Source organism: Serratia sp. H402Y (genome assembly GCF_051172415.1).
Lineage (GTDB): Bacteria > Pseudomonadota > Gammaproteobacteria > Enterobacterales > Enterobacteriaceae > Serratia > Serratia ureilytica.
The window spans coordinates 2,117,206-2,141,330 of record NZ_JBPIYZ010000001.1; the positions used below are offsets into that span (position 1 = coordinate 2,117,206).

Consider the following 24,125-nt stretch of genomic DNA (forward strand, 5'->3'; position numbering starts at 1 on the left):
AAATGTCGTTCAATTAGTGAACTGCGTAACGCCTCGCACAACTCGTATGCAACGCTAGTGCGGCTTGCGGCCCATCGCGCTGAGGAAGCGTTGCTGCAGACGCAACAGCTCCTCCAGCTCCAGCAGGCGGTAGTCGATGCCGAAGCGCGGCGCCACCTCGCCGATGATGCGGCTGAGCGCCGGGTAATGGCGGTGGCTCCAGTGCGGAAACAGATGATGCGTCAAATGCAGGTTCGCCCCGCCCAGCCAATAACCCAGCCAGCGCGGCCGGGTCTGCCAGTCGAACGTGGTGGCGAACACGTGGTGATACCAACCGTGCGGCATCGCGCCCTGCGCCGGCGCCTGATAAAAGTTGGCCTTGGCCCAGTGGGTGCCGATGATCAACATCACGAACAGCAATGAAGAAAGCATCTGGCTCAGCAAATAGACCAGCAGAATTTGCCCGATGCCGATAGCCGGCGGCAACAGCCAACATGGGATCGCCAGCGCCAGCAGCAGGTGCGCCGCCTTCCCCGCCAGAAACCCGCTCCAGCCGCGTACGCCCTGCTGCGCCATGCGCGCCGCCACGCGGGTGCGGCCCGCCCTGTCCAACCAATCGAACAGCCAGATGTAGTACGGAAAAGTCAGCGCCGCCACCAACGGCCAATAGTAACGCTGCGCGCGCATAAAGGGCCGCCAACGCTGGAACGGCGTTTGCCGCAGCACGCCATTGGCGTCGATGTCGGGGTCGTAATGTTCGATGTTGTTATGGGCATGGTGGAACAACACATGCCGCACGCGCCAACAGTCGGGATCCAGCCCCAGCGGCACGCTCACCAGTGCGTTCAGCCAGCGGTTGGCCCAGGGGCGGCGGAAAAACGCGTTGTGCGAGGCGTCGTGCACCACGTTCACCGTCAGGAACATGCCGATAAAGATAAAGCCGAAATAACAAGCGAAAAACGCCCAGCCGTTATGCTGCTGCAGGCTCAGCCCGTAACACAGGCCGCACAGCGCCAGCAGCAGCGCGACCTTCGCCAGCATGCCGCCGTCGGCGAAACGGTGATCGCCGTGGGTCGCCAGATAATGCTGGGCGGCCTGCATCAGCGCGCGGTGCAACCCGTTGTCGTCGCGCCGATAGGCTAACGGACGCAGCGGTTTCATGGCTGTCCCATCCGGCGTAAGAAGCGCTGTTGTTGCGCCAACAGTTCGCGATAGCCGATGCAGCGGTACGCCATGCCGTGCCGCTGCGCGACCTCCGCCACCGCGGCGGCCAGGGCCGGATAGTGGCGATGATTCCAGCCGGGAAACAGGTGATGGGTCAGGTGATAGTTCAGCCCGCCGGTCAGATGCTCCAACCAGCGCGGTTCGGGCTGCCAGTCGCAGGCGGTGGCGAAATTGTGCCGATACCAGCCTTGCGGCATGCTGTCGCCCGTCGGCGCCGGGTAAAACTCGGCCTGCGCCCAATGGGTGCCCAGCAGCAAGAACACCACCAGCAGCGAGGCGCACATCTGGCTGAGCGCGTAAGCCAGCAACACCCAGCCCCAGCCGATGCCGTGCAAGTGGCCCACGACCAGCGGCACCACCAGCACCAGCGCCAGATGCGCGAGCTTGCACAGCACGAACAGCGCCCAACCGCCGCGCCCCGCCAGCACGCGTTTTTCCCGCAGCGGCGTTTTATCGAGCCGATCGGACCAATCGAAAATCCAGGCGATATAGGGCAGCGAGAGCGCGGCGATCAGCGGCCAGTACAGATGCTGATAGCGCATATGGGGCCGCCAGCGCTGGAACGGTGTCTGGCGGAAAAAGCCGTTCTCTTCGGTATCCAGATCGTAATGTTCGACGTTGGCGTAAACATGGTGGTAATCCACATGCCGCGTGCGCCAGTAGTCCGGATCGACGCCCAGCGGCAGCGTCACCAACCGCCCCACCAGCCGATTGGCCCAGGGCGCACGCAGGAAAGCGTTATGCGAAGCATCGTGGTTGACGTTGACATTGAGCAGCATGCCCATGGTCACGAACAGGAAATAGCAGAGGAAAAACGCCCAGGGCTGATGCTGCAGCAGGCTCAGCGCGTAAAACCCGACGCACAGCGCCAGCAACAGCGCGGCCTTGGCCAATCGCGCGGCATCGGCATAGCGATGATCGCCCGCCAGAGAGGCGTGTGCCGCGCGCTTAAGATCGCGGTGGAAGGCCTGTTCGCCATCGGCGGGAAAACGCAGCGGCGGCAATGATTCAGCCATGCGGTTCCTCCACGGCGGCCGGTGCGGCTACTCTTCCCCAGCCCAACGCGACGCACAGGGCATGCAACGCCACGGCGGCCATGGCGATATGCCAATAGCGCTGCGGCCAACCGAGATAGCCGATAAACAGCAGCGGCATGCCCAGCGCGATCAGCAGCCAGACGGCGCTCGCCCACCGCCGCCCTTCCGTCATGCCGCCCAGCGCCACCGATCCCAACGCCAGCAGCGCCAACAGCGCCATTTGCGGCCAGCTGATGTCGCTATAGCCGTAACCGTATTGGTAGACGTAACCGACCACCAGCGAGAACAACAGCATGGCGCCGCTGAAAACGCTGAGCGCCGAACGGCGGTCGCGTGGCCGGCCCGGCGCCGGGCGCCATGCCAGGCGCAAATAGCGCAGGAACGGCAGATTGCTCGCCCAGAACGGGTTGGCGGACGGCCTGTCGCCGCCGACGCCATAGCTGAACGGCGTGCTCGGCAATGCCGGGCAAAAGGTGCCGAACAGCTTGTCCCAGAAGATAAAGCTGCCGCCGAAGTTCTTATTGGAATACGCCATGTCCTTGACGTGATGCACCCGGTGATGCGCCGGCGTGACCAGGATTTTTTCCAGCACGCCGAGCTTCGGCGTCAGCGCATTGTGGTTAAACAGCTGAATGCTGTAATGAAAAATAGAGACCGCAACGAACACCGACAGCGGCACCCCCGCCAGCGCCAGCAGCAAAAAGAACGGGATCGACGTCAGCGACGAATACCAGGAGTTGCGCACTCCCAGCGACAGATTAAAGTGCTCGCCCTGATGGTGCACCACGTGCACCGCCCACAGCAGGCGGAAACGATGGTGCAGACGGTGCAGCCAGTAGAAACCGAAGTCCCATGCCAGCAGGGCGAACAGCCACATCAGCAGTGGCGGCCAGGCATCCAGCAACCCCAGGCTGAAATGCGCGGCCACATAACCGTAGCAGGTGATCTCCAACCCGCGGAACAGCCACAGCATGATATGGCCGGAATTCAGGTTGAACACCAGATCGTGCCAGTTGACCGGCTCGCGACGCCCCCACTGCAGCGCCACCGCCTCGGCCACCACGATGAACAGCATGAACACTATCGGCAATGCCAGATCGCTCATCCCATTTCTCCTTTAACGACGCGCCTGCGCAGGGTTTTCATGCGCAGGGCCAGCCAGCCGGCGAACAGCGCCAGCAGCGCGCCGCCGGCCAAATCGACAAACAAATGCCGACGCAGTTGCAGAATCGAGAACGCGATCGCCACGCCCCACAGCATCCACAGCGCCGTGCGCACTTTGCGCTCGCCGTCGCTCAGCGCCCACACCGCCAGCACCGTCAGCGCCATATGCAACGAAGGCAGGCAGTTTTGCGGCGAGTCCACCCGGGTTAACGCCGCCAGCAGTTGCGCGCTGATCCCGACGCCATCGTTCTGCGGATAGGCCATGGTGGTCGGCCACAGCAGATAAACCGCCCCGGCGCCCAGCGCGGTCAGCTGCATCGCCAGCGTCAGCCATTTGATCCGCGGCAGCGGCGCCAGCAGATAGCCCGCCGGGACGATGAGGAAGAACGACAGATAGAGCCAGATGGCCGTGGGGCTGAACGGGATCGCCCGATCAAGCGCCGACGGCGGCAACAGGGTTCCCGCCCCCTGCAGGCGATCGGTCAGGCTATACACCACGCCGACCGTGCCCCATCCCAGCAGCATGTGCCATAGCCTGAACAGTGCGCTTTTCATGCCTCCTCCGCCCGGCGCACGATTCGCCGCCGCTTGCGATCGAACTGCGGCAGCACCGCTTGCGCCGTCAACCGCCATTCGAGGCGGTCGGTGGCGATGCCCTGACGAGCGAACAGCGCCATCAGCTGCGCCTGACAGTGCGCCAACGCCGCCGGGCTGCAATCGGCAATCAGCTCCAACCGCCGTTCGCCATGCTGGACCAGGCGGTAATCGCTGGTCAGCGGCAACGCATTGGCGATCGTTCGGCTACAGGCATCGGCGAACACCGCCTGCGGTTGCCGCTGCGCATCGGGCAACATCAGCTGATCGTCGCGCCGCCCCTCGATACGGGCGATCGCCCGCGTCGGTTGCCCGCATGGGCAGGGTTCCTTGCGCAGCACCAATACATCGTCCAGCCGATAGCGCACGATCGGCTGCGTACTGCGGGTAAAATCGGTGATCAGCGGCGTGAAGCGCAGTTCGTCGATCCACTGCGGCTCGATATGCAAAAACTCCTCGTTCAGGTGCAAGGTGCCGTGCGCGCAGGTGGCGGCGAGGAACCCCTCGGTAGCCTGATACACTTCGCCGACCGCCGGAAACACCTGCTGCAGCAGGCGGCGATCCTGTTCTTCAAGCACCTCGGCGACCGAGATCACTTTTTTGACCGACAGCGTCACCTGCCCGGCCAGCACCGCCAACGCCAATGCGCGCAGCACCTGCGCCGGGGCTACGATGATGCTGGGCGCCTGCCGTTCCAATGCCGGCAAATGGCCGCTGAACGGCGCGAGCAAATCGTAAAACGCCAGGCTCAGCCAACGGTTGTTCACGCTGTGATAGAGATTATTGTCCGCGCGCAGAAACAGTGCGACGCGCTCGCCCGCCGACAGCCCGTCCGGCAGCATTTTCGCCAGCATGCCGCCGGCCCACACCTGCTGTTCCCGCGGGCTGACGACAAACACGCCGCGCTGCCCGGAAGTGCCGGACGACAATCCGACGCTGTAGCGCCCGATCTTCGGCGTGAAATCGCGATCCGCCTCGCTGCGCTGCGCGCAGGCCAGCACCGCATCGCACCGCAGCCCGGCGGTGTTCATGCGGTCGAACTGCGCCATCATCAGCGCCTTGTCCATCTGCGGCCATTCGGCGAACGGCCGGCGGCTGAAGCCTTGAAAATAGGGACTCTTGCTCAGCACCCGGCGGGCAAACCCCTCAAGCTGTCGGGCCTGATGCGCCTCCAGCGCCGCACGATCGCCAAAGCGCAGGCGCCGGGCGCGGAAATAGTGCCAAAGGGTCATGAAGGGGATCACAGGTCCCCCTCGTGGCACAGCAAAATGTTGACCTGGCCGCCCGCCCACAGCTGGTTGAGCCGCTCCAGGGTGCGGGTGTAAGCCGCCGCGTCGTCCATCACCAGATTGGCCAGGCGCGAAGGCCCGCGCAGCGTCTGGTAACTCTGCGGCGACCAGGCGGCGTCGCTGGCCAGCAGTGTCCAGCCGGCGTCGGTGAGAATAAAGGCGCCGATATGGCCGGCCGCATGCCCCGGCAACGGCACCAGCACGATCTGCCCTTCACTGCCCGGCAGCGCGTAACCGCGATCGAACGGCGCCAACAGCGCGGGCAACGCCACCGCAGGAAAAGACTCCATAAACTGCAGACGGCTCTCGAAATCCGCCGGGATCAGGCCGGGAATAAAGGCGCGCTTCAGCGCCGCGAAACCGCGCAGCCCACGGGTTTGCTGCCAGCCCTCGCCGGAGCAAATAAAGTCGAGTTGGCTGAAATCCTGCAGCCCGGCGATGTGATCGGCGTGAAAATGCGAGACGATCAGCGCCTGAATATCCCCCTCGGCATAACCGGCTTCGCGCAGCTGATGCGCCAACGACTCGGCCGGATCGAAATAGACCGGCGTCATGCGGCGGTAAAGGCTGAACAGCCCCGACTGCGTGTGCTGCTGAAAATAACGCGCGTAGCCGGTATCCCACAGCCAGCGGCGCTCCCCCACCTCCAGCAGATAGGCGCGCGCCGGGAATTTGCACACCCGGAATCCGGCGCCGCGCAGCGCCATGCAGCCGATATGCGTGCAATAGCCCACTTCAAACACGGTGACCTTAGCCATGCTGTCCGCCTCCTTGCCGCCGCAGCCACTCGCCGGTCAGACGAATGCCCTCTTCCATCGAATAACGCGGCCGGTAACCCAGCTCTTCGATCGCACGGGTCTGGCTCAGCGTCATGTCAAAATGCACCGCCGCCACGCTGTAGCGCGTCAACAGCGGTTCCTTGCCGCTCAGCGCCGCCCACAGCTCCATGCCGCCGGCCAGCGTATGCAGCAGCGGATAGGACACGGCCTGCAGCCGGTAACTCAGCCCCAGTTCCTGACGCAGCAACGCATCCAGCATCTCCGCCAGCCGCTGCGGTTGGTGGTTGGTGATGTTGTACACGGCGCCGGACGGCAATCCGCGCTGCCGGCTGGCCAGATCCATCGCGTGCACCACGTTGGGGGCGAAGGTCAGATCCAGCAGCGCTTGTCCGCCGCCGGGCAATCGCAATACCCCGCGGTCGCGTTCGAGCTGCTGCAACAGCCGCGGCACGATCACCCGATCGTGCGGGCCAAACAGGCCGCGCGGCCGCAGCATAATATAGGTGGTTTGTGGATAGATCTTCGCCTGCGCCAACAGGCGCTGCTCGGCCGCATACTTGCTGGCGGCATAGTGATTGGCGAAGCGCCGGGCGCGGTAACCCTCGTCAAGATCGTAATGCGGCTGAAAATCGAAGTAGATTGCCGGCGTGGAGATATGCACGAAGCGCCGCACGCCGCAGCGCCCGGCCGCCTCCGCCAGCTTCTCCGTCGCCGTGGCGTTGATGCGGTGAAACTCCGCTTTGCCGCCCCAGGGCGAAGACTTGGCCGCGCAGTGCCAGACCCATTCGCAGTCGGTCACCAGCTCCCGACACTGCTGCGGCGTGGCCTGCGCCAGATCGAGCGCGCAAAACTCGGCGCCCAGCTGACGCAGCGTTGCGCCGACCCGTTCATCGCGGCCGGTGGCGCGCACCTGATGTCCGGCCTCCAGCAACCACTGCGCCGCGTTGCGTCCCAGCCCGCTGGTCGCCCCGGTGAGCAGCACCCTCATGGCAGCAACACCATGCCGGCCAGCGCCAGCCCGGCGGCGGTGCCGATCAGCATCACCGGCTGACCGGGATTGAAGCGCCCGGTGGTCACGGCGGCATGCAGCGCCGTCGGGATAGACGCCGCCACCTGATTACCATGATGGCGGTAGATATCGACCAGCGCCTCGCTGGAGACGTGCAGCCGTTTGCGCATATGTTCGAGCGACAGATGGCTGGCCTGATGCGGCACCACGGTGGCGATCTGCGCCAGGGTCAGGCCGCTGGCGCTCAACAGCCGATCGAGGTAACCCTCAATCAGCGCCGAGGCCTGGCGGAACAGCGGCTTGCCCTGCATATGAAACAGGAAGTCTTGCTCACACATGCCGGCGCGCGGGTTGCGACGCGTGCCGCCGGCGCGGATCTCGCACAGTTCGCTGCCGGCGGGGTAGGTTTCCACCAGGCTGGCGAGGATGCCGCTGGCGCCGTCGCCGCGCTCCACAATGGCGCAGGCCGCGCCGTCGCCGAAGATCAGCGACGACTCTTCGTGCTGCCAGTCGATGCCGCGTGAAGCGAGATCCGCCGAGACGATGGCGATGCGTCGATACGTCCCGGCGTTCAGCAGCCCCGCCGCCACTTGCAGCGCAGAGATAAAGCTGACGCAACTGCTGTTGATGTCGAAGCCCGGCGTGCCCGGCGCCAGCCCCGCCACCTTGAGAATGTGCGCGGCGGTGCACGGCAGCGCCTGCACCGAAATCGCCGAGGCGGAGATCAGCAGATCGATCGAGTCCGCCGGAATGGCGCGGCGAACCAGCGCATCTTGCAGCGCGGCGGCGGCGAGTTCGGCCTGGCTGGCATCGTCGGCGGCGTGATAGCGGTAAACGATGCCCGAGCGTTTTTCAACGTAGCCGGCCGGTTTCCCCAGCCGAGCGTCGAGCGCAGAGGACGCCACGCGGTTAGGCGGCAACGCGGCCCCGGTGGCGATGATTTTCAGAGGCAGCAGCTCGGGTGAACGTAATTGTGTGGTCATTATTGTTATTGATTAACCTGACTATCCATAAAGCGATTCTCCCGTACGGCGCGAAGGCCACACGGATCATCCCCGGTTTTTATGTCCCAAAATGCCTTTCATCAAGGCGGTATCTCTTGTTATCGGCTACCACAGGCCGACGTCCGTCGGCGGAAGCATAAACGTAACATAACTGAGATAGTGAGTTTACGACAAGGCGACGAGAATGGGCAGACGGCGGGGGAATTATCGGAATAGCGCCGCCGCTGGCGATCGGCGGCGGCGGCGGGGTCAGGCTCAGCGGCGGTTGCGCACCAGCTGGTAACGGCGGGTCAGGTACTCTACCGGCGCACTCCAGATATGCACCAGGCGGCAGAACGGGAACAGCACGAACAGCGTCATGCCCAGCACCATATGCAGCTTGAAGATCAGCGCCACGCCTTCCAGGTGCGCAGAGGCGCCGGCGTGGAAGGTCACGACCGCCTGCGCCCAGGCCACCAGCTTCATCATTTCGCTGCCGTCCATATGCTGGGCGGAGAACGGAATGGTCAGCAACCCCAGGCACACCTGCACCACCAGCAATGTCAGGATCAGGATGTCGGCGACGCTGCTGGTGGCGCGCACCCGCGGGTTGGTCAACCGGCGCTTCAACAGCAGCGCGCCGCCGATCAGCGTCATCAGGCCGCAGGCGCCGCCGGCGATCATCGCCAGCTTCTGCTTCACGTCGATCGGCAGGAAGGCCTCATACATCCAGTGCGGCGTCAGCATGCCGAGGAAGTGGCCCGCGAAGATGCCGATAATGCCGATGTGGAACAGGTTGGACGCCAGCCGCATGCCCTTTTTATCCAGCATCTGGCTGGAGCCGGCGCGCCAGCTGTACTGCCCGTAGTCGTAGCGCAGCCAGCTGCCGATCAGGAACACCGCGCCGGCCAGATAAGGGTAGATGTCGAAGAAGAACTGATTCAAAAATTGCATGATTAGCGTCCTTTGGTTCCGGTTAACGCATCCGTCAGGTCCAGATACTGTGGCGCCACCGCGCCGGCGAAGCGCCGCTGGTGCGCCGTCTGCTGGGCGGAGGCGCAGCCCTGCTCGCCGAGAAATTTGACCTGCTCCTCTTCCCATACCGCATCCAGCGCATGCGGCGTATCGTCGCGCGCCTCTTGCGCCACCTGCGTCTTCAGCGCCTGGGCCTGCGCATCGCTGCCGGACAGCGCCAACAGCAGATCGAACAGCACCGCGTACGGGCTTTCGCGCTGCTGCAAGCGCGCGCCCAGCAGCGCCAGGATCGGCGCAATGTCCTGCAGCCCTTCCCGCGCCTGTGCCGCGCTGCGGCTGGCTAAATACTCCAGGTACAGCGGCAGGAAATCAGGCAGCTCGCGGCTGTCGATCTCCAGCCCGGCGGCGCGGTACTGCGCCATCAGGTCAACCATCGCCTGGCCGCGATCGCGCGACTCGCCGTGCACGTGCTCAAACAGCAGCAGCGAGGTGGCGCGGCCGCGATCGAACAGCTCGCAATAGTCGGCCTGCGCGTCCAGCAACTGGCGCGCGCACAGGCGGCGGATAAACAGAATCAGCAACGCGCTATGGTGCAGATCCAGCTCGCTGGCCGGTTCCAGCGCTTCAATCAGCGCCTGCTGATGGTCAAACAGCGCCTGCTCCGGGTAATCCAGCAGGCGGGCGATCACTTTCAGGCTGATCATGAGGCATCCTCCGACCGCGCGGTTTTCGCGGTCACGTCGATGGCGTCGATACGACGGCTGTTGAACAGATTGAACTTGCCGTCGCTGCCGTGGCAGCCGTCGCCGAAGCTGAAACCGCAGCCTTTGCTTTCGGGGAAGGCTTCGCGCGCCAGCTCGCGGTGGCTCGACGGCACCACGAAGCGATCTTCATAGTTGGCGATCGCCAGGTAGCGATACATCTCCTGCGCCTGCGCTTCGCTCAGACCGACCTGCTCCAGCGCGCTGATGTCCACCACGCCGTCGACGGTTTCCGCCCGTTTGTAGTGGCGCATCGCCAGCATGCGTTTCAGCGCCAGCAGCACCGGCTCGGTATCGCCGGCGGTCAGCAGGTTCGCCAGATACTGCACCGGAATGCGCAGGCTCTCGACGTCCGGCAATACGCCGCTGTGCGCCAGCTCGCCGGCGTCGGCGGCCGACTGAATCGGCGACAACGGCGGCACGTACCACACCATCGGCAGCGTGCGGTATTCCGGGTGCAGCGGCAGCGCCAGTTTCCAGTCCATCGCCATTTTGTACACCGGCGACTGCTGAGCGGCTTCAATGACGCCCTGCGGCACGCCGTCCGCCAGCGCCTGAGCAATCACCTTCGGGTCATGCGGATCGAGGAAGATATCGAGCTGGCTCTGGTACAGATCCTTGTCGTTTTCCACCGCCGCCGCCTGTTCGATGCGATCGGCGTCGTACAGCAGCACGCCGAGGTAGCGGATGCGGCCGACGCAGGTTTCCGAACAGACCGTCGGCTGCCCGGCTTCGATGCGCGGGTAGCAGAAGATGCACTTCTCGGACTTGCCGCTCTTCCAGTTGAAGTAGATTTTCTTGTACGGGCAGCCGGTCAGACACATGCGCCAACCGCGACACTTGTCCTGATCGATCAGCACGATGCCGTCTTCGCCGCGCTTGTAGATCGCCCCGCTCGGGCAGGTGGCGACGCAGGCCGGGTTGAGGCAGTGCTCGCACAGGCGCGGCAAATACATCATGAAGGTGTTTTCGAACTGGCCGTACATCGCCTTCTGCAGGTTGTCGAAGTTCTTGTCCTGCGAACGTTTTTCGAACTCTCCGCCGAGGATCTCTTCCCAGTTCGGGCCGTTTTCGATCTTGTTCATGCGCCGGCCGGTGATCACCGAGCGCGGGCGCGCCACCGGCTGGTGTTTGCCCTGTTTGGCGGTGTGCAGGTGCTGGTAGTCGTAATCGAACGGCTCGTAGTAGTCATCCAGCGCCGGCACGTCCGGGTTGGCGAAGATTTTCGCCAGCACGCCGACGCGGTTGCCCATGCGCGGCTCCAGCTTGCCGTTGATTTTACGGATCCAGCCGCCCTTCCACTTCTCCTGATCTTCCCAGGCGTGCGGATACCCGACGCCGGGCTTGCTTTCCACGTTGTTGAACCAGGCGTATTCCATCCCCTCGCGGCTGGTCCAGACGTTCTTGCAGGTGACCGAACAGGTGTGGCAACCGATGCACTTGTCCAGATTCAGCACCATGCCGACTTGCGAACGAATTTTCATTTGTTGTTCTCCTGCTGACTGCCCTGCGCGTAGTCGTTGCCTTCATCGTCCAACCAATCAATACGGTTCATTTTGCGCACCACCACGAACTCGTCGCGGTTGGAGCCGACGGTGCCGTAGTAGTTGAAGCCGTAGGCCAGCTGCGCATAGCCGCCGATCATGTGGGTCGGTTTCGGGCAAGCGCGGGTCACCGAGTTATGGATGCCGCCGCGTTGGCGAGTGATCTCCGAGCCGGGCAGATTCACGATGCGCTCCTGCGCGTGGTACATCATGGTCATCCCCGCCGGGATACGCTGGCTGACCACCGCGCGCGCCGTCAGCGCGCCGTTGGCGTTGAAGGCCTCGATCCAGTCGTTGTCCGCGATGCCCAGATCTTTGGCGTCGTCTTCGCTCAGCCAGACGATCGGGCCGCCGCGCGACAGCGTCAGCATCAGCAGGTTGTCGCTGTAGGTGGAGTGGATGCCCCACTTCTGGTGCGGCGTCAGGAAGTTCAGCGCCTTCTCCTTGTTGCCGTTCGGTTTGCTGTTGAGCAGCGGCTGCGCGGCGCGGGTGTCGATCGGCGGCCTATACGCCAGCAGGCTTTCGCCGAAGGCGCGCATCCACTCGTGATCCTGATACAGCTGCTGACGGCCGCTGAGGGTGCGCCACGGGATCAGCTCGTGCACGTTGGTGTAGCAGGCGTTATAGGAGACGTGCTCGTCTTCCAGGCCGGACCAGGTTGGGCTGGAGATGATTTTGCGCGGCTGCGCCTGAATGTCGCGGAAGCGAATTTTCTCGTCTTCCTTGTTCAGCGCCAGATGCCGGTGATCGCGTCCGGTGACGTTGCTCAGCGCTTCCCAGGCTTTCACCGCCACCTGGCCGTTGGTTTCCGGCGCCAGCGACAGGATCACTTCCGCCGCGTCTATCGCGCTCTCGATCTTCGGCCGCCCCGCCGCCGGGCCGTCGGCCTTGACGTAGTTAAGCTGCTTGAGGAAATCGACCTCGGTCTGGGTGTTCCAGTTGATGCCCTTGCCGCCGTTGCCCAGTTTGTCCATCAACGGCCCCAAGGCGGTAAAACGCTCGTAGGTGGCCGGATAATCGCGCTCCACCGCGATGATGTGCGGCGCGGTTTTGCCGGGGATCAGTTCGCACTCGCCTTTCTTCCAGTCCTGCACGCCGTAAGGCTGCGCCAGCTCGGCGGCGGAGTCGTGCTGAATAGGCAAGGTCACCACGTCGGTTTCCTGGCCCAGATGGCCGACGCACACCTCGGAGAAGGCTTTGGCGATGCCCTTGTAGATTTCCCAGTCGCTCTTCGAATCCCAGGCCGGATCGACCGCCGCCGACAGCGGATGAATGAACGGGTGCATGTCGGAGGTGTTCATGTCGTCTTTTTCGTACCAGGTGGCGGTCGGCAGCACCACGTCGGAATACAGGCAGGTGCTCGACATGCGGAAATCGAGCGTCACCACCAGATCCAGCTTGCCTTCGCCGCCCTGCTCGCGCCATTCCACTTCCTGCGGCTTCACGCCGCCCTGCTGGCCGAGATCTTTCCCCTGGATGCCGTTCTCGGTGCCCAACAGGTATTTGAGCATGTATTCATGGCCCTTGCCGGAAGAGCCCAGCAGGTTGGAGCGCCAGACGAACAGGTTGCGCGGGAAGTTCTGCGGATTGTCCGGCTGCTCGGCGGCAAAGCCCAGCGCGCCGCTCTTCAGGCTGTCGACGGTGAACTCAACCGGCGACTGGCCGGCGGCACGGGCCTGCTCCGCCAGGCGCAGCGGGTTAGCGCCCAGCTGCGGCGCCGACGGCAGCCAGCCCATGCGCTCCGCGCGCACGTTGAAGTCGATCAGGCTGCCGCCGAAGCGCGATTTGTCCGCCAGCGGCGACAGCAGCTCATCGGCGCCGACGGTTTCATAGCGCCATTGGCTGGAATGGTTGTAGAAGAACGAGGTGCTGTTCATATGGCGCGGCGGGCGCTGCCAGTCAAGGCCGAACGCCAGCGGCAGCCAGCCGGTTTGCGGCCGCAGTTTTTCCTGGCCGACGTAGTGCGCCCAGCCGCCGCCGCTCTGGCCGACGCAACCGCAGAAGATCAGCATATTGATCAGGCCGCGGTAGGTCATGTCCATGTGATACCAGTGGTTGACGCCGGCGCCGACAATGATCATCGAACGGCCGTGGGTCTTCTCGGCGTTTTCCGCGAACTCGCGGGCAATGCGGATGATGTTGTGACGCGACACGCCGGTGATCTGCTCGGCCCAGGCCGGGCTGTAAGCCTTGACCTCGTCATAGTCGGCGGCGCAGTTGGCGTCGCCCAGCCCGCGCTCCAGGCCGTAGTTGGCCAGCGTCAGGTCATACACGCTGGTCACCAGCGCTTCGCTGCCGTCCGCCAGCCGCAGGCGTTTCACCGGCAGCTTGTGCAGCAGGATTTCGTCCAGCGCCACGCTGTTGAAATGCTCGCTGTCGGCGCCGCCGAAGTACGGGAAGCCCACCTCGGCAACGTCGTCATGCATGCCCAGCAGACTGAGCTGCAGCTCGACTTCCTGTTGCGACTTGCCTTCGCGCTGCTCCAGGTTCCACTTGCCCTTCTCGCCCCAGCGGAAACCGATGGAGCCCTGCGGCGCCACCAGCTCGCCGCTGCGGCTGTCGATAGCGACGGTTTTCCACTCGGGATTGTTTTCCTGGCCCAGTCCGTCCACCAGATCGGCGGCGCGCAGCAGGCGGCCGGCGGCGTAGTGGCCGCCTTCACGCGGCTCCAGCAGCACCAGCATCGGCATGTCGGTATAGCGGCGCACGTAGTCGCGGAAGTAGCCGACTTCGCGATCGAGATGGAACTCTTTCAGCATCACATGGCCCATCGCCAGCGCCATCGCGCTGTCGGTGCCCTGCTTCGGATTCAGCCAGTGGTCGCACAGCTTGGCGACTTCGGCGTAGTCCGGCGTCACCGCCACGGTTTTGGTGCCCTTGTAGCGCACTTCGGTAAAGAAGTGGGCGTCCGGGGTGCGCGTCTGCGGCACGTTGGAGCCCCAGGCGATGATGTAGGAGGAGTTGTACCAGTCGGCGGACTCCGGCACGTCGGTCTGCTCGCCCCAGGTCATCGGCGAAGCCGGCGGCAAATCGCAATACCAGTCGTAGAAGCTCAGGCAGGCGCCGCCGATCAGCGACAGGTACCGAGCGCCGGCGGCGTAGGACACCATCGACATCGCCGGGATCGGCGAGAAGCCGATAATGCGGTCAGGGCCGAAGGTTTTGGCGGTATAGACGTTGGCGGCGGCGATCAGTTCATTGACCTCTTGCCAGCTGGAGCGGACGAAACCGCCGCGGCCGCGCGCCACCTTGTAGCTTTTGGCTTTTTCCGCATCGCCGACGATCGATCCCCAGGCCTCGACCGGATCGCTGTGCTGCGCTTTCGCCTCGCGCCACAGTTTGAGCAGCCGCTTGCGCATCAGCGGGTATTTCAGCCGGTTGGCGCTGTACAGGTACCAGGAGTAGCTGGCGCCGCGCGGGCAGCCGCGCGGTTCATGGTTGGGCAGATCGGGGCGGGTGCGCGGATAGTCGGTTTGCTGGGTTTCCCAGGTCACCAGACCATTCTTCACGTAGATCTTCCAACTGCAGGAACCGGTGCAGTTCACGCCGTGGGTGGAACGCACCACTTTGTCATGCTGCCAACGGCTGCGGTAGCCGTCTTCCCAGTCGCGGTTGGTGTTCAAGGTCTGGCCGTGATCGCCAGAAAAAGGCTCCGCCAACTGCTTGAAATAGCGGAAACGGTCTAAAAATTTGCTCATCCGGAATGCTCCTGAAGGCTCTTGTCGTTATAAGAAGACATGCTCAATCTGCCGCCAGCCTACTGACGGCCAACCGGCGGCAAATTGATTGCGATCAAGAGAAAGCGGCGGGCGACGCGTGCGCCGGGCGGGAAATACCACCAAAGTATAGGGGTGAGAAATAGGATTAATTGATTGAATTAAAACGAATAAATCAGAATCTCAAGATGAAGGCGAACGGGCGGGAGGCAAGACGGGGTATTTGGGGGTAGGACGCGGGGGAAAACCCCGCGTCGGGTTTCAAAAAGGGACGCCGCGGAAGAAGACGTTGCGCAGAATGTTCTTCATGTAAACGCCGGCCATCACTCCGCTGTTGACGTAGATGATGCCCTTCATACCGTGCAGCACGCCGCCGAGACGGCTTCGGCTGTCGGTGATGATGCGCGACGTGATGCAGGTGTGGCGCAGCCGCATCACCTTGCGCGCCCGCGGCGAAATCTGCGGCATCAACCGGCGCTCGAACTGCATTTTGTTGTGATAGCCGATGATGCCTTTCGGGCTGGAGGTAATACGCTCACCGTCGTGATCGTTATGCACCGCCAGGCGCTCGTGCAACGTGCCGATGCGCATGCCCGCCGCCAGCAGGCGATAAATGAAGATATGATCCTGATAACGCGGGGTATTGAAGAACCCGCGCACCGCGATCGCCGCCTCGCGGCGCAGCATGATCATCGGCGTGTAAGCGACGCCGGCCAGCATGAAGTCCTCCAGGCCGTCGCAGCGGGCGCGGTAATAGCGCTCGGCGCTGATTTGGCCGTCCTGCAGAATATCCATATCGCACAGGCTGACGGGGTAATCGCCGCGCTGCATAAAGGCCAGCTGACGGGCGATCTTCTCCGGGTGGTAATAATCGTCGTCGTCCAGAAAAGTGAGGTATTCCCCGGTGGCGCGCAGGATGCCGCTGTTGCGCGCCCGCGCCCCGCCGCCGTTGCGCGCGCGCGGGCAATAGACGATCTGCCCGGCGGCAATATAGCCGGCCAGCCGTTCGCGGGTGGCCTGGCGCTGCGGATGATCCGGCGGATTATCGTCTACCACCACGATCTCCACCGGCTGATGGGTTTGCGCCAGGACGCTGTCGATGGCGCGCGCCAGCAGTTCGCTGCGGCCATAGGTCGGAATAATGACGCTGACTTTGATACTCATAATGGGCTTCCACACGGGTTTATCGTCGTTCGGGCACGGTCAGATTCACCCGAAACGGTTGTAGAGACTGGCCATCAGGTAGTAGACCAGCGGACTGCGGTAGAACAGGCGGTTCTTGCGGCTGAGCATTTGCCGCTCCTCCGCCCGCAGCCGGGCATAACGCCGTTTCAGCTCGGCGGTTTCCCGCAGCGCGTCACGCAGGCCGAAGAAGTCCAGCCCGACCAGCAGACGCGCCTTCAGCGTGGTGACGAACAGCACCGAGTGGAATCCCTTCCCCCCCTCGCGGCGACGCCCGCTGTCAGCGCGCTCGATGGCGTAATCGAGATCGTCCAAATCCCGCCGCTTCGGCGCGCGCGTGATGCCGTTGGGGTTAGCGCGGTATCCTACCAACGGCGTGTCGCACACCACGATGCGGTTCGCTTTCAGATACAGCTGCGGGATCAGCTGGATATCCTCGAAGTTGCGCCCCGCCGGAAACGCGGCGTCGTTGAACAGCGAACGGTGATAAATCCGCGCCCAGGCGTACCACAGGCTGCGGTTAAAACTGTCCGCCAGCAGCGCCATATGCGGCTCGCGCTCCTGTGGCGCGGCGTTGCCGGGCACGATCGCCATCAGGCCATCCGGTTCTATCTGGCCGTTTTTCAGCCGCGAGAAGCGCTGGGCGTTGAACGCCACGATCTCCACCTGCGGGTTATCCGCCAGCAGGCGCCCCAAAATGCTGAAATAGCCCGGCAGCAGCACGTCGTCGGAGTCCAGAAAACCGAGATATTCGCCTTCGGCATGGGCGATCCCGGCGTTGCGCGCGGCGCTCAACCCCTGGTTATCCTGGCGCAGGATGCTGACCTGCGTTTTCAACGCCGGATAACGGCACAGCACCTCTTGCGCGACGGCGATGGAGCCGTCCGGGCTGCCGTCATCGACGAGGATCACTTCCGCCCAGTCGGGCAATTGACTCAGCACCGAGTCCAGGCACGCTTCGATGTAGGCTTCCACCTTATACACCGGGACGATCAGGCTTAGCGTGATAGTCATGAACGGGTATCCTTATTGATTGCTAGTGTCTCGTTGCACCCACAGCGCGCTGCTGCCCACTGCGGGCAATTTGGCGTCGATCTGCGGCTGTCCCTGCCAGCGCCAGCCGGGCGGCAGGTCAAAACGGGCGGCCATCGGCCGATAGTACGGGTTGGCGATCAGCACCAGGCCGCGCTCGCCGTCGATAAACAGCCGCGCCGGTACGGCAGTGTTGTTGCCGGACAGCGTCGCACTTTCGCCCGAGAGCAGGTACGGCGTGAAGCTGTCGATCTGTTGCGCCACGCGGGCAACCCCTTGCCAAATACCGTCGAATTCCTGTTGGTTGAAATCACCGCTGCGGCGCTTATAGAACAGGTCGGTATAGGAGTAGAACAGCAGCCCTTTGACGCCGCCGATCAGCCCCAGCCAGGCCTGGTTGCGGATCTCCGCTTCGCTCGGCTGGCGCGGCTTGCGGTGCGGCTCATAGGCGGCGTGATCCATGATCTGCATCACCAGCCAGGCGCCCTTCGCCTGACGCGCCACCTGCACCGTCAGGCGCGAGTATTCCAGCGTGCGCGTCATGTCGGCATCGCGTCCGACCGGATAGGGATCGCTGGCCAACACATCGGAACTGTTGAAATAGGCGTTGAGCGCGCCGGTCTGATTCAGCGCCTGAAAGGTCAGATGGTCAGGGTCTTGTTGCTTCACCTGCAGATGCATCTGCTCTATCTGCGGCGCGTACTTCGGCGCCAGCTCATCGTTGATGTACCAGGCGAGCAGGTTCGGTTGAGTTTTAAACTTCTCCACATAAGACGCCGTCAACTGCGGGTAGCTCAGGCGCGTTTTCGGCGCAGAGTCGAGGCCGGGGTAGAAATCCTTCAGCGAGAAAATCACCTGCAGCCCGTACTGCTGCGTTTTGCGGAAATAGGCGTACGGGTCGCGCCCTGCGCCGTAGTTGTAATTCAGCACGGTGTTGAAACCGGCATCGCGGATGCGCGCCAGATGCTCATCGGTCGCCATGTTGCCGTACATGTAGATGCCCAGCGGAAAGAAGCGCTTGCCCTGCCGCAGCGTATAGCCCTGCTCGTCCAACGCCACTTTCGGCGGCGCCTCGCCGATGCTGACCGGCATTTCGCTGCTCCGGCTGTGCTTCGACGCCACGTCCGTCACCTGCTGCTGCAGGCGGTACTCGCCGGCGGCCAGGTTGGCCGGCAGCGAGAACTCTACGCGCTGACGCTCGGCGACATGGTAGCGGCGGCTCTCCTGCCGCACGGCGGTGCGTTGGCTATCGAGCAGCGTACTTTCCACCTGCACTTCCTGAGGCTGCTGCACTTCGATCAGGCTGGAGGCCGATTGCCCGCCGGCGCGCATCTGATACAACGCCGGCGCCGTCGGCTGGCTGCAAACGTAGGCATCGTCGAACCAGGCGTTGCCGGTCGTGCCCTTGCGCATATACAGCCCCAGTACGGTGGTGGTGGCCTCTGCCGGTACGGTGAAGCTGCCCTCCACCGGCTGCCAACCGCTGCTGCCCAGCAGGCCTTGCGGGTAGCTGCCGGCCAGGTGGCGCCCCTTGGCGTCATAGCTTTCGACGTACACCCCGGCGCCCGGCTGATCGCCTTTGCCGCGCAGGTTATCGCCGCGCACCCACACACCGAACGCGATCGTCTGGCCTGCTTTCACCTGCAGCGTTTGCAGCATCTGGTGATACTCCGCCGGGTCAGGATTGCTGTAGTACAGGCTGGCGCGGCCGCTGCGGCCGCCGGAGATCACCTTGGCCGGCGGCAGCGACCAGCCCGTCTGTCCCTGCTCAAAGCCGGGGTTGGTCAGCAGATTGGTCTCGCAGCCCGCCGCCCCGGCCTGAGCCGCCAGCCCGCATCCGATCAGCACGCAGGCTGCGTTCAAGATTTTGCTGGTCATTGTCGTTTCATCACCGCGCTGTACAGGTAGGAGAAGAACAGATAGCAGGATTTTTGATAAGAGAGCCCCAGATGACGACGGTAGATCTGCCACTGCCAGTCCGCCGCGCGGATCTTGTTGCCGGACAGCGAATTGGCGGACAGCCGGTAAAACGCCAGCGGCTCCGGAATGCAGTACGCCAGGCGATTGCGCGCGCGCTCCAGAATAGACAGCCACATCACGTAGTCTTCATGCCCGACCTTGCGCTGGTAGACCTTGCCGACCCGGCGCTGGTTGTACATGCCGGTCAGGTTGCCGATCCAGTTGCTTTTCAACATGTCGCGGTAGGCGATGATCTCCCCGGCGCCGCGGTAATTTTTCACCTGCGCCAGGTCATTCTCGAAGGTGTAATAGTGCGAGCAGACCACGTCGTAACGCTGGGTTTTAAGGATGCCGACCTGGCGGGCCAGCTTATTCGGGTGCCAAACATCGTCGCTGTCGCAAAACGCGATGTAGTCGCCGCGCGCCGCCTCGATGGCGATGTTGCGCGTTTCGGCCACCCCCTGATTGGCGTTGTTGCGGATGTAGGTCAGCCGATCGTGAATGAACGGCTTGACCACCTCAGCGGTGTTGTCGGTGGAGGCGTCGTCAATCACATACAGGTGATAGTCCTGATAAGTTTGATTCAATACGCCAAGGATCGACTCGCGGATAAAACCGGCGGCGTTATAAGCCGGCATAATGACGGACACTTTTTCCATGATGATTACCTCAGACGATAAGCTCTTGCCACTGGGGGTAAATACGTTCAGGCACAAACCGCTGCGCCTTTTCCAACGCACGGTGGGAGAAGCGGCGACGCAGTTCGCCGTCGCCGATCAGCGCCAGGACGCGCTGACTGAAGGTGTCGACGTCACCGTCCGCCACCAGATAACCGTTCTCGCGATCGTCGATCAGCTCCGCCGGGCCGGTCAGACAGTCGAAAGCCACCAGCGGCAGGCCAAAGCTCATGGCTTCGATCAGCACCATCGGCAGGCCTTCGTAGCGAGAGGTCATCAGCAACAGGCTCGCCTGCCGGTAATGCCCGGCGATATCGGCGGTGGCCGGCAGCAGCTGCACCCGATCGTCGAGCCCGTAATCGGCGATCTGCCGTTGCAACGCCGCCCGATCCGGGCCATCGCCGACGATGTGCAGCCGCCACTCCGGCGCCTGCTGCGCCACCTGCCGCCAGGCGGCGATCAGCCGGTCGAAGCCTTTCTGGTGGCACAGTCGGCCGACCGCCAGCGCCACCGGCTGTTGCTGTTCCGGGTGCGGCGCCCGCAGCGGAAACGGCGACACGTTCTCAATCACCCGACATTTGCGGGCGGGCACCCAGCGGCCGATATTCGCCAGATCTTTTTGCGTCAGCAGCACGGTGCGATCGCCCAGCCGGTAGATCAGCACCTTCAGCCACTTCATCGGCCACGGATACTGGTGGAAACTGACATGTTCACTCAGCACCAACCGGCTGCCGGGACACAACAGCCGCAGGTAAGGCACCATGATCACCGAGAGTTTCCCCATCGAGACGGTGATGATGGCGTCATAGCGGCCGCGGCGTAAGAACAGCGCCAGGCGCCACGGCCAGAGCAGCGTCTTGCCGCGCATGAAGCGCAGCGTCACCGCCGGCTCCAGCGGATAGAACGCCCGATCCCCGCAGATGGATATCAGTTCGACCTGGTGGCCGAAGCGGGTGGTCAGCGCATTGGCCAGGCTGCTGGCCACCCGTTCGGTGCCGCCTTTGCCGCCGATGTCTTCGATTACAATTGCGATTTTCCGCGGTTGCATGTCACCTCCGTAATCCCTCGCGGGCCGTGCGCAGCAGCCTCCCCCCCAATGGAAACAGTCCCAGCCTGGCCAGACAGTCGCCATACAGCTTGATCGCCTTGAATTTGCCGCTCAGGGTGTGGCGCTCCATGCGCGATGAGTAGTAGTTGAAAGCCTGCAGATCTTCGCTGTACAGCGAAGCCAGCAGGTGTTTACAGGCAAAGCCGCTGATGTAACGGCCGCTGGCCTGCAGATAGGTATCGATAAAGCGTTCGCTGGCGTCGATGTTCAATCGGCAGCGGTTCAGATCCTCGTCGCCGCAGCGGATGAACACCCCACCGCCCTGATCGTGAACCACCCGGGCGCCCAGGTTGGTGGCGTTGACCAAAAACCCCCAGTCCTGGTAACGGGCCAAAAACTCCGGAAATAAAAACCGCCGGTCTTGTTTCTTGCGCACGCTGATGGTCGAGGTGCGAATATCCCCCATCTCGATAAATAAGAAATCTTCCCCGGCCACACCCTCTTGATAATTAAACACGTAGCTGCGCACATTCTTGTCGTTGACCGTGGTGTAATTGCCGAACACGATATCGATCCGCGTGTCCTCATGCCGTCTCAAGCGCCGGATGATATAATTGGTGCCAAACATATCTTCCGGTTCCAGAAAAAAAACCACCTCAGAACGCGCCAGGCGAAAACCGATATTGCAGGCGACGGCGATATTGCCGCGCACCCGGCTTTCATGCAGTCTGGCGCGATGATTCGCCGCCAACAGTCCGTGTATCTTTTCCGACTCACCGGCTTCCGATGAATAATCGACCACGATAATTTCATAATCAAAACCGGCGCAATAATGGGTCATGCGCGCCAGCGTGGCGGCGAGATGGTTTGAATTATTAAAAGCGGGAATAACAATTGATAAGTCCATTTAATACCTCAAAAGCTATTATCAACTGGCGAGTGCAGCCTGATGCCAGAGAAAAAGTTTGTTATCGCAGCATATCCCTGCCCGGTTATCCCCCCGCCTCGGGTCGAGTACGCGCAGCCAACGGCCTGTTTCAGCTACGTATGAAAATACCCTCCCCATTCTTGTTCAATCGTTTCTGGCATCAGCCGTTGTAATCCGGCCCCCGGGGTGAAAGTCAGCTCGCCAAAATAAATGCGATCCTGCACCTGATAAAAATCGACGCGTACGTACGAGAATTGTTCCGCCACCTGGCGCGCCAGCCGCAGCATCTCCTTTAGCCCGCTGGGGCGCGACATCGGCACGTCGCTGTTCGGCACGCCCATGCGGATCTCGGTGCGGTTCCAGTCCGCATCAAAGAAATCGCGGCGATGATCGATAAAGCGCTGATAATCGATCTGAATAAAGAAGCGCACCTCACCGTCAAGATTAAAACAGTGGATCTTGATGTCGTTCGGTATTTGCCCTTCGTCGATCAGCATTCTTTCCACCATGATGCAAGGTGGAATATCTTTATAATGCCGCTCGCGATAAACCTGATAAAAACTTTGCCGCAGCCAACTGTTGGTCAACACCCGCAGTTCGTTATAACCGGTTTGGCTTTTATCAAATACCAGCTTGTTATATCCGCTGCCATGGTTGGCTTTAATCACAAACGACTCGGGCAGCTGCTGATACATCTCTTCCGTAAATTCGTTGCCGTGCGCGTAAAGATCGATCAAATACTCTTTACCCCATAGCTGTTCGATATACTCTCTCACCCGATATTTATCGGATAGCTGCGTATATATCGCCAGTGGATAAACTTTCCTACGCATCAGTTTTTCGCTGTACCCCACCGGATGGGCCAGATGCGGCACCTTGCGGAAAAACATTGCGTATTTTAACTGATGATATATTGCATCGGGCATACGTCGGTATAACCCTTTCACCAGATTATTTAACATATATTTCTCGTACCTTCCCTATTAATTGCGGAAAACACCGATAGCAAGTCACCTGCAAACGCGTAATTTTTCCTCCTCTGAAAAAGCTGTTGAGCACAAAGAATGAAATAAACTCCGTGATCAACGTCGATATCGCCGCGCCCATGATCCCGTAGCGCGGGATCAGGATGAAATTCATCACCACGTTGGCCAACGCCGCCAGCGGCATTTTGATGGCGATGAATCGATAGCCGCTGAACAGCACGATGGCGCGGTAAGACACCGTTCCCATCACCGAGAACAGCGACGTCACCGAGCACAGCGCCAAAATGGTCGCCGTTTGCCGGTAACTTTCGCCGAACATCAGCGCGACTATCTGCTGCGGAAACAGCGACAGCACCGCTATCACCGGCATCGAAAGCACCAGCACCATCAGATACAGCTGGCGAATGCGCGCCTCTTGTTCCTGCTCCGAACCGGCGTTCGCCACGCCTGGCATCATCGACATGATCAGCGCGATAGGCACGAATACCCACCCCTGGCTCAGCGTGATGGCGGCGCTGTAAAGCCCGACGCTGTGTTCTCCCAAATAGTTGCCCAGCATGATCTGATCGATGCGCGTATAAATGACGATCGACAGGCTGGAGATCGCCAGCGGCAAGCCGACGCTGAACAGGTAGCGGCCGTAGCGCCGTTTGTGTCTGCCGCTGATCGCCGGCATCTGCGCCTGCTCGCGACGGAACAGCACCCAGCGCACCGCATAAGGCAGCAGGCTGCTCAGCACATAGGGCAGCGCAAACCACACCAGCGGCAATTGCGCGTACACCAGGCCGAGCCGCATCACGATCGACAGCAACAGCGCGACGTTGTTGATCAACGTGTTCAACTTCGACTTCAGCAGCGCGTCGTAATAGATTTTGTAGACGTCCTGCACGGAGAAATACGCGCTGATCAACATCAGCAGCATCATGATTTGGTTGGTACGATCCTGCGTCAACAGCGTCCAGACCATCAGCGGCAGCGCAATCAGCGCAAACAGCTGGCGGCGGATGCGCATCGAAGCCAGCATCAGCCGCATGCCGCTCCGGCGCCGTTTGGCGACGCGGTTGAACAGCACTGCGTCCGCCCCCAGCTGCACCAGCGGCACGGCGATGGCGATCACCGACAGCAAGTAGTTAATCAAACCGTATTGCGCCGGCCCGAGATAGCGCGCGACGTACACCGAAACGAAAATCCCCGACAGACTCAGCGATACCCGCTCCAGCATTAACCACAAAGAGTTCATCAGCATCGCTTTCATGCGC

At 62.3% G+C, this 24,125-nt stretch carries 20 protein-coding genes; all 20 read right to left on the minus strand.

The genetic code is table 11. The annotated features are described in order from the left end of the window. Positions 1-54: 54 nt before the first annotated feature. The 20 genes from ACSBQS_RS10420 to ACSBQS_RS10515 all read right to left on the minus strand — a co-directional run bounded on the left by ACSBQS_RS10420 (position 55) and on the right by ACSBQS_RS10515 (position 24,121). Positions 55-1,140, minus strand: a complete 1,086-nt coding sequence (locus ACSBQS_RS10420; RefSeq protein WP_033643417.1) for an acyl-CoA desaturase — start codon at positions 1,138-1,140, stop codon at positions 55-57. Next, positions 1,137-2,219 (minus strand): fatty acid desaturase family protein, encoded by a 1,083-nt coding sequence (locus tag ACSBQS_RS10425; protein WP_197666116.1) that lies wholly within the window; start codon positions 2,217-2,219, stop codon positions 1,137-1,139. The genes ACSBQS_RS10420 and ACSBQS_RS10425 overlap by 4 nt, the downstream gene beginning before the upstream one ends. Beyond that, entirely contained in the window at positions 2,212-3,345 is a 1,134-nt protein-coding gene (locus ACSBQS_RS10430; protein WP_042784774.1) for a sterol desaturase family protein, read from the minus strand. The genes ACSBQS_RS10425 and ACSBQS_RS10430 overlap by 8 nt, the downstream gene beginning before the upstream one ends. Then, a complete protein-coding gene (locus ACSBQS_RS10435; protein ID WP_033650909.1) occupies positions 3,342-3,959 on the minus strand; it encodes a phosphatase PAP2 family protein in 618 nt (205 codons plus the stop codon). The genes ACSBQS_RS10430 and ACSBQS_RS10435 overlap by 4 nt, the downstream gene beginning before the upstream one ends. Next, positions 3,956-5,242 carry a F390 synthetase-related protein gene (locus tag ACSBQS_RS10440; protein ID WP_197666115.1) on the minus strand — a complete coding sequence of 429 codons (1,287 nt, stop codon included), beginning with the start codon at positions 5,240-5,242 and terminating at the stop codon, positions 3,956-3,958. Before ACSBQS_RS10440 ends, ACSBQS_RS10435 begins: the two co-directional genes overlap by 4 nt. Beyond that, the gene (locus ACSBQS_RS10445; RefSeq protein ID WP_033643422.1) at positions 5,239-6,045 is read right to left on the minus strand and encodes an MBL fold metallo-hydrolase; all 807 of its coding nucleotides are present in this window, start codon (positions 6,043-6,045) and stop codon (positions 5,239-5,241) included. The genes ACSBQS_RS10440 and ACSBQS_RS10445 overlap by 4 nt, the downstream gene beginning before the upstream one ends. After that, on the minus strand, positions 6,038-7,054 hold the full coding sequence (locus tag ACSBQS_RS10450) for an NAD-dependent epimerase/dehydratase family protein (protein ID WP_197666114.1): 1,017 nt from the start codon (positions 7,052-7,054) through the stop codon (positions 6,038-6,040). The genes ACSBQS_RS10445 and ACSBQS_RS10450 overlap by 8 nt, the downstream gene beginning before the upstream one ends. Beyond that, on the minus strand, positions 7,051-8,058 hold the full coding sequence (locus tag ACSBQS_RS10455; protein ID WP_197749566.1) for a 3-oxoacyl-[acyl-carrier-protein] synthase III C-terminal domain-containing protein: 1,008 nt from the start codon (positions 8,056-8,058) through the stop codon (positions 7,051-7,053). Before ACSBQS_RS10455 ends, ACSBQS_RS10450 begins: the two co-directional genes overlap by 4 nt. Positions 8,059-8,334: 276 nt before the next feature. Continuing rightward, positions 8,335-9,012: a respiratory nitrate reductase subunit gamma gene (gene narI / locus ACSBQS_RS10460; protein WP_033643426.1), complete on the minus strand. Its 678-nt coding sequence runs from the start codon at positions 9,010-9,012 to the stop codon at positions 8,335-8,337. A gap of 2 nt (positions 9,013-9,014) precedes the next feature. Then, positions 9,015-9,737, minus strand: coding sequence for a nitrate reductase molybdenum cofactor assembly chaperone (gene narJ, locus ACSBQS_RS10465; RefSeq protein WP_434990445.1), 723 nt, complete (start codon positions 9,735-9,737; stop codon positions 9,015-9,017). Next, positions 9,734-11,278, minus strand: coding sequence for a nitrate reductase subunit beta (narH, locus tag ACSBQS_RS10470; protein ID WP_164057345.1), 1,545 nt, complete (start codon positions 11,276-11,278; stop codon positions 9,734-9,736). Before narH ends, narJ begins: the two co-directional genes overlap by 4 nt. Further along, the gene (locus ACSBQS_RS10475; RefSeq protein WP_123061763.1) at positions 11,275-15,036 is read right to left on the minus strand and encodes a nitrate reductase subunit alpha; all 3,762 of its coding nucleotides are present in this window, start codon (positions 15,034-15,036) and stop codon (positions 11,275-11,277) included. Before ACSBQS_RS10475 ends, narH begins: the two co-directional genes overlap by 4 nt. A 279-nt stretch (positions 15,037-15,315) precedes the next feature. Next, positions 15,316-16,218, minus strand: coding sequence for a glycosyltransferase family 2 protein (locus tag ACSBQS_RS10480; protein WP_046687282.1), 903 nt, complete (start codon positions 16,216-16,218; stop codon positions 15,316-15,318). A gap of 45 nt (positions 16,219-16,263) precedes the next feature. After that, complete coding sequence (locus tag ACSBQS_RS10485) at positions 16,264-17,250, minus strand: glycosyltransferase family 2 protein (protein WP_108680955.1); 987 nt, start codon at positions 17,248-17,250, stop codon at positions 16,264-16,266. A gap of 12 nt (positions 17,251-17,262) precedes the next feature. After that, the gene (locus ACSBQS_RS10490; protein ID WP_060660600.1) at positions 17,263-19,146 is read right to left on the minus strand and encodes a carbohydrate-binding protein CenC; all 1,884 of its coding nucleotides are present in this window, start codon (positions 19,144-19,146) and stop codon (positions 17,263-17,265) included. Next, entirely contained in the window at positions 19,143-19,886 is a 744-nt protein-coding gene (locus ACSBQS_RS10495; RefSeq protein WP_033643433.1) for a glycosyltransferase family 2 protein, read from the minus strand. Before ACSBQS_RS10495 ends, ACSBQS_RS10490 begins: the two co-directional genes overlap by 4 nt. 10 nt (positions 19,887-19,896) lie before the next feature. Continuing rightward, entirely contained in the window at positions 19,897-20,952 is a 1,056-nt protein-coding gene (locus ACSBQS_RS10500; protein WP_072627462.1) for a glycosyltransferase family 4 protein, read from the minus strand. A 1-nt stretch (position 20,953) separates the two neighbouring features. Beyond that, the gene (locus ACSBQS_RS10505; protein ID WP_033643435.1) at positions 20,954-21,859 is read right to left on the minus strand and encodes a glycosyltransferase family 2 protein; all 906 of its coding nucleotides are present in this window, start codon (positions 21,857-21,859) and stop codon (positions 20,954-20,956) included. 134 nt (positions 21,860-21,993) lie between these two features. Next, the gene (locus ACSBQS_RS10510; protein WP_033643436.1) at positions 21,994-22,842 is read right to left on the minus strand and encodes an ATP-grasp fold amidoligase family protein; all 849 of its coding nucleotides are present in this window, start codon (positions 22,840-22,842) and stop codon (positions 21,994-21,996) included. Next, a complete protein-coding gene (locus tag ACSBQS_RS10515; protein ID WP_047574802.1) occupies positions 22,832-24,121 on the minus strand; it encodes a flippase in 1,290 nt (429 codons plus the stop codon). Before ACSBQS_RS10515 ends, ACSBQS_RS10510 begins: the two co-directional genes overlap by 11 nt. Positions 24,122-24,125 lie beyond the last annotated feature (4 nt).